The organism is Desulfovectis peckii (assembly GCF_055391705.1).
In genome coordinates, this window is record NZ_AP042409.1 from 67305 (window position 1) to 81511 (window position 14207).

General features: G+C 43.9%; 15 protein-coding genes and 1 other RNA gene. 11 read left to right on the forward strand and 5 right to left on the reverse strand.

The features are described from left to right. Positions 1-12: 12 nt before the first annotated feature. From gpmI to ACZ5NG_RS00315, 8 genes are all read left to right on the forward strand, one after another. On the forward strand, positions 13-1560 hold the full coding sequence (gene gpmI, locus ACZ5NG_RS00280) for a 2,3-bisphosphoglycerate-independent phosphoglycerate mutase (protein WP_464252046.1): 1548 nt from the start codon (positions 13-15) through the stop codon (positions 1558-1560). Positions 1561-1655: 95 nt separating this feature from the next. Continuing rightward, entirely contained in the window at positions 1656-2945 is a 1290-nt protein-coding gene (gene eno, locus ACZ5NG_RS00285; protein WP_464252047.1) for a phosphopyruvate hydratase, read from the forward strand. A 185-nt stretch (positions 2946-3130) separates the two neighbouring features. Then, on the forward strand, positions 3131-3355 hold the full coding sequence (secG, locus tag ACZ5NG_RS00290) for a preprotein translocase subunit SecG (protein ID WP_464252048.1): 225 nt from the start codon (positions 3131-3133) through the stop codon (positions 3353-3355). 54 nt (positions 3356-3409) lie between these two features. Further along, positions 3410-5512, forward strand: a complete 2103-nt coding sequence (locus ACZ5NG_RS00295) for a sodium-translocating pyrophosphatase (RefSeq protein WP_464253075.1) — start codon at positions 3410-3412, stop codon at positions 5510-5512. 320 nt (positions 5513-5832) lie between these two features. Continuing rightward, positions 5833-6387 (forward strand): HDIG domain-containing metalloprotein, encoded by a 555-nt coding sequence (locus tag ACZ5NG_RS00300; RefSeq protein ID WP_464252049.1) that lies wholly within the window; start codon positions 5833-5835, stop codon positions 6385-6387. 122 nt (positions 6388-6509) lie between these two features. Further along, a complete protein-coding gene (gene smpB, locus ACZ5NG_RS00305) occupies positions 6510-6992 on the forward strand; it encodes an SsrA-binding protein SmpB (protein ID WP_464252050.1) in 483 nt (160 codons plus the stop codon). 23 nt (positions 6993-7015) lie between these two features. Then, positions 7016-7368, forward strand: a transfer-messenger RNA (tmRNA) gene (ssrA, locus tag ACZ5NG_RS00310). 502 nt (positions 7369-7870) lie between these two features. Further along, positions 7871-8041 (forward strand): hypothetical protein, encoded by a 171-nt coding sequence (locus tag ACZ5NG_RS00315; protein WP_464252051.1) that lies wholly within the window; start codon positions 7871-7873, stop codon positions 8039-8041. Between the two features lie 304 nt (positions 8042-8345). Here the strand turns inward: ACZ5NG_RS00315 and ACZ5NG_RS00320 are convergent, their stop codons facing one another. From ACZ5NG_RS00320 to ACZ5NG_RS00335, 4 genes are all read right to left on the reverse strand, one after another. Continuing rightward, the gene (locus tag ACZ5NG_RS00320) at positions 8346-9587 is read right to left on the reverse strand and encodes a multidrug effflux MFS transporter (RefSeq protein WP_464253076.1); all 1242 of its coding nucleotides are present in this window, start codon (positions 9585-9587) and stop codon (positions 8346-8348) included. Between the two features lie 460 nt (positions 9588-10047). Continuing rightward, positions 10048-10353, reverse strand: coding sequence for an efflux RND transporter permease subunit (locus tag ACZ5NG_RS00325; RefSeq protein ID WP_464252052.1), 306 nt, complete (start codon positions 10351-10353; stop codon positions 10048-10050). Between the two features lie 227 nt (positions 10354-10580). Next, on the reverse strand, positions 10581-10775 hold the full coding sequence (locus tag ACZ5NG_RS00330) for a hypothetical protein (RefSeq protein WP_464252053.1): 195 nt from the start codon (positions 10773-10775) through the stop codon (positions 10581-10583). Between the two features lie 285 nt (positions 10776-11060). Then, positions 11061-11273, reverse strand: a complete 213-nt coding sequence (locus ACZ5NG_RS00335) for a hypothetical protein (RefSeq protein WP_464252054.1) — start codon at positions 11271-11273, stop codon at positions 11061-11063. A gap of 761 nt (positions 11274-12034) precedes the next feature. Here ACZ5NG_RS00335 and ACZ5NG_RS00340 point away from each other — a divergent pair. From ACZ5NG_RS00340 to ACZ5NG_RS00350, 3 genes are all read left to right on the forward strand, one after another. Then, on the forward strand, positions 12035-12220 hold the full coding sequence (locus ACZ5NG_RS00340; protein ID WP_464253077.1) for a 4Fe-4S binding protein: 186 nt from the start codon (positions 12035-12037) through the stop codon (positions 12218-12220). Between the two features lie 196 nt (positions 12221-12416). Continuing rightward, the gene (locus ACZ5NG_RS00345) at positions 12417-13115 is read left to right on the forward strand and encodes a GntR family transcriptional regulator (RefSeq protein ID WP_464252055.1); all 699 of its coding nucleotides are present in this window, start codon (positions 12417-12419) and stop codon (positions 13113-13115) included. A 30-nt stretch (positions 13116-13145) separates the two neighbouring features. Then, positions 13146-13925, forward strand: a complete 780-nt coding sequence (locus ACZ5NG_RS00350) for a sulfite exporter TauE/SafE family protein (protein ID WP_464252056.1) — start codon at positions 13146-13148, stop codon at positions 13923-13925. Positions 13926-14050: 125 nt separating this feature from the next. Here ACZ5NG_RS00350 and ACZ5NG_RS00355 read toward each other — a convergent pair whose 3' ends face one another. Further along, positions 14051-14197 (reverse strand): hypothetical protein, encoded by a 147-nt coding sequence (locus tag ACZ5NG_RS00355; RefSeq protein ID WP_464252057.1) that lies wholly within the window; start codon positions 14195-14197, stop codon positions 14051-14053. Between the last annotated feature and the right edge of the window lie 10 nt (positions 14198-14207).

Genomic DNA, 14207 nt, shown 5'->3' on the forward strand with positions numbered 1-14207 from the left:
GGGGAAAAATACTTGACAGCGCAGGTTAAGCCCATAGCATTGATAATCTTGGATGGCTGGGGCGTTTCTTCTCCGTCTGAAGGTAACGCCATCACTTTAGCAAATACGCCAAATATCGATAAATATTTACAGCAGTTCCCTCATACCGTTTTAAAGGCGTCAGGGGAAGATGTCGGGCTGCCGGCAGGACAAATGGGTAATTCAGAAGTCGGCCACTTAAACATTGGTGCCGGAAGAATAGTATATCAGGAATTAACCCGGATTAGCCGTGCCATTAGAGATGGCAGCTTTTTTAAAAATGAAGAGCTGCTTGCTGCTGTAAATTTTGCCAAGAAAAACAACGGTGCGCTGCACCTGATGGGTTTGCTGTCTGACGGCGGGGTGCACAGCCATATTGAACACTTATTTGGCTTGTTGGAACTGGCTAAAAGAGAGAAGCTAAACCAAGTATATATACATGCCTTTTTAGACGGCCGGGACGTTCCGCCGGCCAGTGCATTGGATTACATAAGGAAACTGGAAAACAAGTGCTTAGAGATAGGCTTGGGTAAAATTGCAACCGTAATGGGCAGATATTACGGGATGGACCGCGATACCCGCTGGGAGCGCACCGAAAAGGCTTATCAAGCAATGGTATTGGGCCAAGGTTTAAAAGCGGAATTTGCTGAAAAAGCGGTGGAAGAATCTTATGCCAGAGATGAAACCGATGAGTTTGTGCGGCCCACTGTCATTGTCAATGCCGACGGAAGTCCTGTGGCCACAGTGGTTGACGGGGATGCGGTGATCTTTTATAATTTCCGGCCGGATCGGGCCCGGCAAATTACTCGCGCATTTGTAGATGAGGATTTTACCGGATTTAAACGTCCGGCAGCCCACCCCAAGGTGCATTTTACCTGTATGACGCAGTATGACCGCACCATTAATGCACCGGTTGCCTTTAAACCGCAAAAGTTGGTCAATACACTGGGGGAAGTGTTAAGTAAACACGGCATTAGACAACTGCGGTTAGCGGAAACAGAAAAGTACGCGCATGTGACCTTCTTTTTTAACGGCGGTGTAGAACGCCCCAACCCCGGTGAAGAGCGGCTGCTAATACCCTCACCTAAAGTGCCGACCTATGATCAAAAGCCGGAAATGAGTGCTTATGAAGTAACGGATGCCTTGTTAGAGCAGCTGGAAAAAGATCAGTTTCAAGTGATTATTATGAATTATGCTAACACCGACATGGTTGGACATACCGGCAAGCTTGATGCGGCAATTAAAGCCATTGAAGCGGTAGATCAATGCGTGGGAAGAGCGGTAGAGGCGATTTTAGCAAAGGGCGGCGTGGTTTTGCTGACCGCTGATCACGGCAACGCTGAATGTATGCTTGATGAACAGGGTGAACCCTATACCGCCCACACCACCGGACCGGTACCTTTTGTACTAATCGGCCACGGAAAGCTGCGAAATGCAAAGCTTAGGAGCGGTAGGTTAGAAGATATTGCGCCAACAATCTTAAAGCTGCTTAATATTCCGGTGCCTGTGGAAATGACCGGCAGTTCGCTGATTACTGAATAATTGCTCAAAAATCGAAAGGTATTGAATTAAGTGTAGGGAATGTAGAATAATAGATAAGATGAGATGTTACATACATAATAAGGAGGCTTACTAATATGTCAACCTATATTGTGGATGTAAATGCCAGGCAAATACTTGATTCTCGCGGCAACCCTACCGTAGAAGTAGATGTGCTGTTGGAAGACGGTACTTTAGGACGTGCTGCCGTTCCTTCCGGAGCGTCTACCGGTGCTTACGAGGCTGTAGAACTGAGAGACGGTGATGAAAACTATTACTTAGGCAAAGGTGTAACTAAAGCGGTAGAAAATGTTAACGAAATCATTGCACCGGAAATTATCGGCATGGATGCCACAGACCAACTGGGAATCGATCAAGTGATGATTGAATTAGACGGGACGCCCAATAAGAGTAAACTTGGTGCAAATGCGATTTTGGGGGTATCATTGGCAGTAGCAAAGGCTGCGGCTGAATCGCTGGGGCTGCCGTTGTACCAATATCTTGGAGGCACTAATGGCAAGGTGCTGCCGGTACCGATGATGAATATTTTAAACGGCGGCAAGCATGCTGATAATAACGTCGACATTCAAGAATTTATGATCATGCCGGTAGGCGCAGATAGTTTTAGCGAAGCACTGCGCATGGGCACGGAAGTTTTTCATAATCTAAAAAAAGTATTAAAGAAAAAAGGCTTGAACACCGCTGTGGGTGATGAGGGCGGCTTTGCTCCCAATTTAGGTTCAAATCAGGAAGCATTAGAGGTCATTGTGGAGGCAATTAACGCCGCCGGCTACAAACCCGGGGAAGATATAGCATTGGCCTTGGACGTAGCGGCAACGGAATTGTACAAAGACGGCAAGTACGTGCTGGACGGAGAAGGGGTAACTAAAACTGTTGATGAGATGATAGCTTATTACGAGCAACTTGTTGATAAGTTTCCGATCATATCCATTGAAGACGGTCTGGCTGAGGACGACTGGGACGGCTGGCAAAAACTGACCGAGCGTTTAGGCAAGCGCGTACAGCTGGTTGGTGATGATTTGTTTGTTACCAATACAGAGCGGTTGGCCAAGGGGATTGCTACAAAAGTAGCAAACTCAATCTTGATTAAGGTAAATCAAATCGGTACACTTACTGAAACCCTTGATGCCATTGAAATGGCTAAGTGTGCGGGTTATACGGCGGTTGTATCACACCGGTCCGGGGAAACGGAAGATGCCACCATTGCTGACTTGGTAGTGGCAACCAATGCCGGCCAAATTAAAACCGGAGCCCCTTCCCGTACTGACCGGGTGGCTAAATATAACCAACTTTTGCGGATTGAGGAAGAGCTTGACCGATTTGCGCAATTTAAAGGCCGTAAAGCCTTCTATAACCTTGAAAAATAAGCACTGAGGGGCATTTTAGCCTCAATGTGCTTATTTGAAGCGTCTTTTCAATCCGAAAACTTTAAAGTGTAATTTTGAAGTATAATAATAAAACTAAATAATTAAATACAATGTGATTGTCACAAATTTCACGTTATGGTATAATGAGTCTTAAAATTATATTATGTGTAGGAGGTGAATATTTTTTGTTAAAGGGCATTGTGATCGGCCTTCAGGTACTGATAGCACTAGGACTCATAGCAAGTATCCTTTTGCAATCCGGCAGGAGTGCCGGTTTGTCTGGTGCAATTGCCGGAGGAGCCGAGACACTATTCGGTAAAAAGAAAGGACTAGATGATTTGCTTGGCAGGATCACCGTTGTCCTCGCTGTTGTATTTGCGGTATTGTCTTTAGTTTTAGTGGCTTGGTAAAACTTAAGACAAGTAGACAAAACGGTAGACAAGGAGGGTAATGTTCAAGTGGATATGACGTTAGCGTATATTGCTGCTGGCGCCGGTGTATTAGCATTACTATTTGCGCTATTTACCCTGTCCATGGTATTGAAAAAGGACATGGGTACACCGAAGATGCGGGACATCTCCCTTGCAGTACAAGAAGGGGCGATGGCTTATCTTAACCGTCAATACAAAACATTGATTCCTTTTGCTCTGATCATTTTTGTTCTTTTATGGGGAGCTGCATATGTAGTTGAAGTTCCTGAAGGCAGTCACCTTCCCGTTGGTGCTCCTTCCGCTATTTCATTTTTAGTTGGTGCTATTTGTTCGGCGATTGCCGGTTATCTGGGAATGACCAGTACTACCAAATCAAATGCTCGGACCGCCGAAGCTGCTCGCAGCCATGGCTTAGCTGCAGCTTTGGATGTATCCTTTAAAGCCGGTGCTGTTATGGGTTTATCCGTTGCCGGTTTAGGACTCTTAGGTGTATCAGTATTGTTTATTATTTATCAACAGCCTCTGATCATTAACAGCTTTGCATTTGGTGCTTCGGCAATTGCTTTCTTCGCTCGTGTTGGTGGCGGTATTTATACCAAAGCTGCTGACGTAGGCGGAGACCTGGTAGGTAAAGTAGAAGCAGGTATTCCTGAGGACGACCCACGTAACCCGGCTACCATTGCCGACAACGTTGGTGACAACGTTGGTGATACTGCCGGTATGGGTGCAGACTTGTTTGAATCTTATGCTGCTACAACCATTGCCGCAATGCTGATTGGTAACTCATTATTTGGCTTCCCCGGTGTTATCTTCCCGCTGCTGCTTGGTGCAGGCGGTATTGTCGCTGCCATCATCGGTACTTTCTTTGTGCGTACCTCTGAAAACGGTAACCCGCAGGCAGCATTAAACGTTGGTATTTGGGTAACCAACATTATTACCGCTATCTTTGCTTGGTTCTTGGCTAAGAGCATTTTCCCCGCTACCGGTGTAGCCGTTAACGGCGAATCCTTTGGAAATGTAAGTACCGGTATCTTCTTTGCGGTATTAGCAGGTTTAATTGTTAACGTTGCTATTGGTTGGTTAACCGAGTATTATACCTCTTATCATAAAAAGCCTGTTTTGAATATCGCCGAGTCTTCTAAAACCGGCCCGGCTACCAACGTAATCCAGGGCTTATCTGTAGGATTGGAATCGGTACTGTTCCCGATGCTGTTCTTTGCAGGTGCAATTTACTTCTCATTTGCCATGGTAGGTAGCTTTGCTCCGACAGATGCTTCCGGAGCAATGTGGGCAATCTACGGTATTGCTATGGCTGCTATGGGTATGCTTTCCACTGCCGGTATGATTGTGGCTATGGACTCCTTCGGACCGGTTGCTGACAACGCCGGTGGTATTGCTGAAATGTGCGAGCTTCCTCCGGAAGTACGCGAAAAAACTGACAAGCTGGACGCAGTTGGTAATACTACCGCAGCTATCGCCAAAGGTTTTGCTATTGGTTCTGCGGCCCTGACTGCTTTAGCTCTGTTCAGTGCTTATGTTGACTCTATTAAACATAAATTTGCAATAGAAGAATTTGTCATTAACCTGAGCGACCCGATGGTATTGGTCGGTGTATTCATTGGTGGCGCCGTTCCGTTCTTGGTTGCTGCCCGCACCATGCGCGCAGTCGGTGAATCCGCATTTGATATGGTGGAAGAGGTTCGTCGCCAGTTCCGTGAAATTCCTGGAATTATGGAATACAAGAACAAGCCGGACTATGCTCGCTGCGTAGATATCGCTACTCGCGCTGCAATTGGGAAAATGATCTTCCCAGGTCTGGTTGCAGTTCTTGGTCCGATTTTAGTAGGTTTCATTCTTGGGGCAAGAGCACTGGCCGGTTACTTGGCAGGTATGACAGTTGTCGGTATCTTGCTGGCTCTGTTCCTTGCTAACTGCGGTGGTGCTTGGGACAATGCTAAGAAGTGGATTGAACAAGGTAACTTAGGCGGTAAGGGTTCTGACCCGCATAAGGCTGCTGTTATCGGTGACACAGTAGGTGACCCCTGTAAAGACACTTCCGGCCCTGCTATGAACCCGCTTATTAAGGTTGCAGGTACCGTTTCCCTGATTCTTGGTCCACTACTTCCGATGCTATAATAAGCAAGAGGGGCTGTTGCACAACGAATGTAGTGCTTCAGCTCCTTTTTTTATCAGTTGGACGGGGGAGAGTTGGTCAGTAGAAAGTTAAAAAGTGTTCAGCTTAAAAGATCTGATGTTGGGAACGACACCTTTGTCGTTCCGCTTTATTTTTATGTTTTTTAGCCAGTTGATATAATGTTGCTATAATTGGCGAAAATTGTTAAAATTAATAACAGCGGTAGTACGCTGTATGGGATCTGATATCTGCCCTTTTAAACGAAGTAAAGGCTAAATCGCTTAGCTTTAGCAAAATTACTAAAAGAAAGGGGTTTTTTTAAGTGGAACGAAGTGAAGCCTGGGAACTGCTAAACAAACACATGAAAAATGAAAATTTGTTAAAACATAGTTTGGCCGTAGAAGCAGTAATGGTTGGATTGGCTAAACATTTTGGGGAAGATGAGGAAAAGTGGGCATTGGCCGGGCTGCTGCATGATATTGACTATGAATATACTAAGGACAACCCCGAAAAACACAGCTTGGTGGGTGCGGAGATGCTGCAGGAAGCCGGTTTGCCAGAAGACGTCATTTATGCAGTAAAAGTACACAATGAAGCCCATGGGCTGCCTAGAAATACCTTGCTGGACAAAGCACTTTATTGCACCGATCCGTTGACCGGCTTAATTACAGCGGCTGCTTTGGTCCGTCCTGACAAGAGTTTGCTGGGCGTGAAAGTAAAGTCGCTTAAAAAACGTTATAAGGAAAAAGCCTTTGCCAAAGGTGCAAACAGAGAGATCATTGCCGCCTGCAGTGAAATAGGTTTAAGTTTAGAGGAATTTATGGAAATTGGCCTGAAATCAATGCAAGGAATAGCTAAAGAACTTGGTTTGGAATAAGCATACCTACCTATGCTTGACTTTCAAAAACATAATGCTTTACAAGGGCAAAGGTATGTGTTAAAATAATCTTTGCACATTTTTTAAGGGCCATTAGCCACATTGATTTATGAGGTGTTAATATGTCCGGTAAGTTTAAACCCACTATTTCCAAAAACGGCGTAGTAACTGAAAATCGTAAGGCAAGGCACCTCTATCATATTTTAGAAACTTATGAAGCCGGTATTGTTTTGCAGGGAACAGAGGTAAAATCGCTGCGGTGCGGCCGGGCAAATTTGCAGGACAGTTTTGCCCGCGTTGAAAACGGTGAAATGTTATTATATAATATGCATATCAGCCCATATGAACAGGGCAATAGATTTAATCATGAACCGAAAAGAACCCGTAAGCTGTTAATGCATAAATCGGAAATACACAAACTGCTGGGCCGTACTCAAGAAAAAGGCTTAACCTTAGTGCCCCTAAAAGTATACTTTAATCAAAGAGGAGTCGCCAAGGTGCTTTTAGGTTTGGCCAAAGGTAAAAAAGAATACGATAAACGCCGCGACATTGCCGAAAGAGACGCTAAACGAGAAATGGACCGGGCACTGAAAGCCCGTTATTAAAGTTTTAGTAATCTTAATATTATGGGGGCGACCGGTTTCGACGGGGGAAATGGTGGCAAGAGGAGCGAGCCGGGATCCCACTAAACCCGTTAAACAGTGGAACAAAAATAAGTGCTAACGAAGAAAATTACGCTTTAGCTGCTTAATTGCAGTCTAACCTCCTACCCTCGTTGGGCCCGTGACCTGGGCTAGGAGGTCACACAAACGGGCTGGCTTAAACCCAATTCTCGGAGGGTTTAAGCGAGATTTATCGAGATAGTTATAACGTAGGCTGGTTGTGGCCGACGTTATAGCGAAAGCAATACACAACCTACGCTCGTAGAGCCTGTTGTGGCCGTTCTCTCGGACGGGGGTTCGAATCCCCCCGCCTCCACCAGCAAAGGTCACAATCGTATCTATATCGATTGTGTTTTCATAGACAATAACCTTTTTAACATAAGCCTGGATGATGCGTTTTTGCTCTTCCGGGCTTTTGTTTTTTATGTCAGCATCTTTTTGGAGATAACGGCGAATCATTTCTTCAGTAGGGGTGTGTATTTGAGCCTGCAGTTTGGCTTCCTCCAGCTCATCCATTTTTGCCTTCATGGAAGGGTGAAACATTCCAGCAGCAATGGCATTGACTATATTACCACAGGTATAGGACTGGGTTTATAGAAGAAAAGAAGGAAAGTGAAAAGAAATTTCGAAAATAATACTTTCCCGTAATCACCGGAGAAAAGACTCCCACCCCCTAGGAATATAAACACCGAAGATCCGGCAAATCGGAGGTGTTTAAAATTTAATGCCTCACCATGAGATTAGGGATGATGGCCGTATCGTGCTGAACTTTAACTTTTTAACAAATCGCTTGAGCTCTTGTTTGATAGGGCGCTACAGAGGTGCGTGGAAAAACACAAGAATCCATGTTGCAGAGCATTATGAAAAAGAAAACCACATCAGAAGGCTTTGTTTCTTCAGAATGCTGGAAAACAGAAGGCGAAGATACTGTTGGTTATGCATTGATAACTAAATGGGAAAGTAAAGAACCTTTAGGCTTGGTTTTCATTTAGCCATAAAGGCGGTGGTAATGAGGAAATCCAAGGTGGTAAAATGCCTAAGTTGGAAATTTACTTTGACGATCGAATCAAATAGGATTGACAATAGGATACTCGAGGTTATAAAGGGGTCAGCTGCCTATTTCGGCCATCTGACCCCCTTTAATCTAACGCCTTGTTCTACATCAATTTGGATTTTACACAAAGTTCGGGACATATCCGTTCCAACTTAGATCTTTATAATTGTGACTAATAAAACAGTAGAATGTTTTTTGTCAGGATTTCAATTTATCTTTTAATCCTACTTAATCTTTTAATACTACTTATCTTTTAATCCTACGCACGGTATATTGGATTTCAAAAATAAGATCCAACTGACCAGTGCAAGCGCAGAAAAAAACGTAATCAATACACCCAGACCTACTACTATATTTTCCCACGGCACAGAAGCTATTGTCATTCCGATGGTTCCTAATACTGTGAACAATGTATTTATTAATGAAGATGCTGATCCGGTGTCACTTTTTTGCTGCTCCAATAGTAAATTGGTACTGAACGGCCTGATTATAGCACCGGATAATGACATCAGAACAAACGACAGTAAAAATAATATCGGAGCCATGGTTCCAATTGTCATTACCAAAACCCCACTTAAAGTTGATATTCCCAAAAATAGTAGTGTAAATATCTTCTTATCCATAGCGCTTAAGAACCGAACATATATGAATGGCCCGAAAAGCGTAAGTAAAGCATTAGTCGCAAAGAAATAACTGTAACTTTGGGCACTAAGGCCAAAGTAATCCTCATAGATATAGGCTGAAATTGCTATATAGCCCAAAAACGGTATCGCATTTAAGGAAAATATTACTGCAGGTATAATAAATCCTTTATTTTTCGCAACAATTAACAAGCGCCCGATGGAACCTGTCAATGTGCCCTTATATCTATCTTCCTCTTTCAAGGTTTCCTGATATAATACGGATAACACTAGGCTTATAATGCTTATAACAGCCAGGGTCCAAAAGGTGCCTCTCCAATTAGTAAAGTGTAAAATCATGGCTCCAACTACCGGAGCCAGCATTGGGGCAAGTCCTGAAACGGTTTGGCAAACAGCCAATATCGACTCTCTTCTTTTGCCTGAAAACGAGTCCTTAATGATAGCTAATGAAACGGATGTGATACCGCCCGCCCCTATCCCCTGAAAAGCCCTGGCTAAAATCAGGAAATATATATTACTGGAAAGTGCACAGGCGATACTACATATCGTATATACAATGCTTCCTGTTAAAAGAACGGGCTTACGGCCATACTTGTCACTCAGTGGACCCCAAAACAGCATTCCAACAGCATAAAAAATGAAGAATGCGCTTAATGTCAAATTGGTTATTGCCGAGCTGCTTCCAAAATATGAATTCATTTGGGGCAATGCAGGCAAGTACAAATCAGTAGAAAGCGGTATAAACATATTCATTAAGGCGATAAAAGCGATAAGTCCTTTATTCCCCAAATACACCTGGCTGACGTCTGCTGTCAGGTTACTTTCAGCATCTACTTTATACATTGCGATTTTGGTTTCAGCTTCTAGTATAGCTTCGATTCCTTCATTTTTTTGTTGCATAGTAATCACTCCCATTGTAGTTATGTAGCTCGCTACATAAAACCCAAAAATATCGGAGTCTTTTGACTCCATCGATTACTCTTAAATATTTGCATGGACTGATTTTAATATATGGTTTTAATTCGCCGGCTCCGAACCTCTGTCAGTCCTTGCAGTAGTTTTTGTTCAGCTGTCTTTCTAAAGTCATCCATTGCCTTGCAAATAAAAACCTCATTATTTGTCTCATGGACTGAAATGAGGTGGGTTGTATTTATGTTCAAAGTATAAGGCAAAAGACTGAAGTTAGAAAAATGCTTTGTACACCCACCTGACGAAAATGCACACTCCCGCCTGCCACGGGGTATGCATTATCACCCTATTGATTGACGGGCCGGGTATCTGCCGCGGGCTTCTTTTCCACATATTATAGATAACCGGTACAACCATCATGGTTAAGAAGGTGGCTACCGTTAAGCCATGCATCAACGCCACTGCCATGGGAGCAAATAAATTGTCGCTTATGATTGCCTAGAGTTAAAATAACCGCGAGAGTGCTAATGATAATGGCATTAAAACGCCGGTTAATGCCGGTTATACAAGCCTCATCTACCGGTAGGCCGTGCCTTCGTTCCTCATTTATAAAATCCTCCAGTAATATGCCATTCTTGATCACCAAACCCACCAGGGCAATAATTCCCAGGAAGGCGGTATAAAGAGCAAAATTTTCCAAACTGGCGACATCCTTAATGTTACTTTTAACGCGTATGTTATACTCATTGCCGTCTTTTCTGTATACGGATGCGTTATAGCCGTGCAAGGCAATATTAATTTTCTGTCTTTATCCTCGTTTAGGTCAATATTCAGCTGAAGGCTGTCATTATCCCAATTGTCCCGGACATTGGCGGTTTCTGGAATTTTGGCTGTTTTTTGTTCAAGCTGTTTGGCTACTTTGACTATCTAATTAATATCATCGCCGGCTATCCTGACAATACCCTTGGCGTCGGTCGGTTCGGCGTTTTTCAGCAACTTAATTATGCATTTGCCGCTGCTGATATTTTCATTTAACAGCGATTGAAGGTAGGTGGATTCGATACAGGACGTGACTTCCGGCTCCTTTTTCAATAATGCGGCCACATCATCCCCCAGTGGCAACTGAAAAAATGACCACCCAGGGTAGGGCTTGTAAAAGTTGCCCCGCTGGGCCGGGCACCGCCAACAATGGTGCAAAAGCTACGATAATGGCGGTAGTTGCTGATAGATTGGGAATCGTACAGTGGTGGCGCCGTTGTATGCGGCAATTAAGGGCTCATCTCCTGAATACATCCGGGTCCGGATATTGTCAGCCACCGCTATGGCATCATTCAGCTAGAATGCCTAAGGCCACTATTAGGGCTACCAATGATACATTGTGAATCTGGATTTCCTGCCAATACATCATTATACCAGCACCATTCCGATAATTAAATGCAGCATAAATTCGTTAGTGGAATCAATTACCGCATCAGTTTGATGTACTACTTCATCAACCTTTAAATCGGGTGGCAGGGTGGTTTTCACTTTGTCGATAGCTTTGCGGACATCCTCCGCGTTCTTATTGTCCTCAAAGTAAACCGCCAATAAAACAGCGTTATGGCCATTGTGGATTGCCAATTTTTGTGGGGGCCCATTACTTTAGTTTTTAAAGTATAATATAATCCTAGCTTAATTTATTAAGGAGTATGCTTATGAAAAAGGCAACAAATAGGGAATTAACTGTTCTTAAAACAATACTTTGGATATATATAATCTTGTGTTTTGTAATTGCCGGACTGCACTATGGTTATGCCAGGACCGCACCGGAGTCTGTAGCAAAAATTATTATTTGGTCCTGGCTTCTATGAAAACTGGGTTAAAACTGTTTTTATGATTATAGCCAGCATTTTGACTGTCAGAATAATAAAAAGAACTAAACGTACCCGCATGAGAAAAAGGAATTTGAGGGGTTTAATAATTGCGGCACTTGTTGTCCATATATTTACCCCGTTGGCTCTAAATAACAATGAGCTGTATTTTTTTGCGATGCCGTTACCCTGGACTACTGCCCCGTTACAGTTGTTATTTGAGAATTCATCTTTTTATGCCAGCAAATATCCCCTCTGGGGTATAAGCGGAATAACGGCCGTTTTGGTCTTTTATGTAATTATCAGTGTAGTTGTGTTCTTAGGCACACTATTATTTGGTAGGCGTTGGCAATGTTCAACTATATGCCTTTTTAACGGTTTTGCTTCTGAAGTGTTTGCACCTGCCTTTCCTTTGAAGGGAAAAAAGAAAAAAGCCCGGCCGGAAACCATCAGGATATTGACGGTTCTCAAATGGGTTATTTTTATTCTGGCTTTATTTTTTGCTGCAATCAATGTAATTTAACGTGCCCGATGACAATAGATATTAAAAGCAAGGCGTTAAAGGGTGAACCGGTAACCTCGTTAAGATGTGTAGGTTGCGGCCATTGCGTGGATGCCTGCAAAACCGAAACCCTGTCTTATACTACAACATTTTTAAGTATGTGTTCTAAAAAGAAGACCCATGTACCCGTGGAAAGCCTTAAATTAAGCAATTAGAATATTTTGTGCATACCTCCACCGTTTAGAAGGTGGAGGTTTATTTTTAAAATTACGTAAGAAAGAAAATTTGAGAGATTATGCCGGAATTTAAGATTAAATGTACATTTTTTCACAAAAACGGGATTTGAATATATAAAATACATTTTCTAATATTATGGCAAATGGTATACCGGTATACCACGGAGGGAAGAAAATGAACGAAAAAGTATTCCTAGGTCCCATTGAATCAGAACCGCAGCCCCAGATACGGGATAAAGTGTATGAGCGCCTACGCAGCGCCATATTAAGCGGTGCCCTGGAACCCGGCGAAAGGCTGGTGGAGCGGAAACTGGCTGAGCTTTTGGGGGTGAGTCGCACGCCTGTTCGGGAAGCCATAAGAATGTTGGAGTTGGAGGGCCTGGTTACCCATCTGCCCAGGGTCGGGGCGGTGGTGGCCCAGGTTTCAGATACCGAAGTCCTTGAAATATACAGGATCAGAGCAGTGCTTGAGGGGCTGGCTGCCCGCATGGCGGCGGAGAAAATCACCCCGGAGCAATTAAATAAACTGGCGGAACTGGTCCAAATTTTTGAGGAAAATGCCAAACAAGGTAATTTAGAACGTTTGGAAGAGGCCCACCGGGAATTTAATGATTTGATATACCGGGCGGCCGGCAGTAGTCGCTTATATAGCATGATAACCACCCTGGTTGAGCACATAGATCGGTATACCAGAGTGGGCTATTGCCACCCTGGTCGTATTGCAGAGGCTACCCTGGAACACCGGCAACTGGTGGAGGCAATAAGAATGAGGGACGGAGCCCTGGCGGAGCAGGTGGCCAGGGAACATATTGATAATTCCCGCCGGGCCTATTTCATTGAGGCGGCCAAAAAATTGCCAAAAAAAGATTTTTAGAATAAAAGCAGGGTGTTAGGGGGATAGAAAATGTCACTTACCGAGATACTAATTATATTAGCCACCGGGGTGGTGGCAGGCTTTGTCAACGTTGTGGGGGGCGGAGGTTCCCTGATTTCCATGCCCATCTTAATTTTCTTGGGTTTACCGTCGGCCGTGGCCAACGGTACTAACCGGGTGGCCCTGATGGTACAAAGTCTGGTGGCCATTGGGTACTTTCGCCAAAAGGGTTACTTTTATCCCAAATTAAGTGCCGTTTTTGGTATACCAGCGGTGCTGGGGTCAATAGTGGGGGCTAAATTTGCCATTTCACTTTCCGATGCCCTATTTAACAAAATTCTGGCCATAGTAATGATTGTGGTGGCGATTCTGGTTATTTGGAGACCGGAAAAAAGATTTTTGAATATGGAAGAAATGAGTGAGAATTTAAGCAGGCCCCGCTTAATTTTTGCTTCCCTGGCCTTTTTCGGGGTAGGCTTTTACGGCGGTTTTATCCAGGCTGGCGTGGGATTTATTATAATTGCCGCCCTGGCCTTAATAACAGGTATGTCACTGGTAAAAATAAACAGTATTAAAGTAAGTGTTACCGTTATTTATATCTTTGCCTCGTTATTGGTCTTTATTTTAAGCGGAAAGGTTGACTGGGTACTGGGCTTAGCCCTGTCGGCGGGCAATGCCGTAGGGGCCTATTTAGGCGGCGTATTTACAGTAACCAAAGGAGATAAATGGATCCGCATTTTCTTAGTGGTTTCTGTTATTATCCTATCGGCAAAATTACTGGGAGTACACAAACTGGTGGCAGGTTTTTAATGAATTCCTTTTAGTAAATGGGAACCCGGCTGTCGCTTGAGTCAAAGGACTTGGCGGCAGCCGGGTTTTTAAAGTAGCGGGAATAGATCTTACGCAGTAAATGGATGTTGTTAATATTTGCGTTATTAAGGCACCATGCCGTCGGACATTCTTGGCCTTTCTTGCTTGCTATATCTGCTGGACTTGAGTTCCGCAGATGTTTTTTCTTCTGCACCGGCGGACCGGGTTGTTGTTCGGGTGATATTTGTTTTTTCAGCGGCCAATTGTTTCACCTCCCCTCAT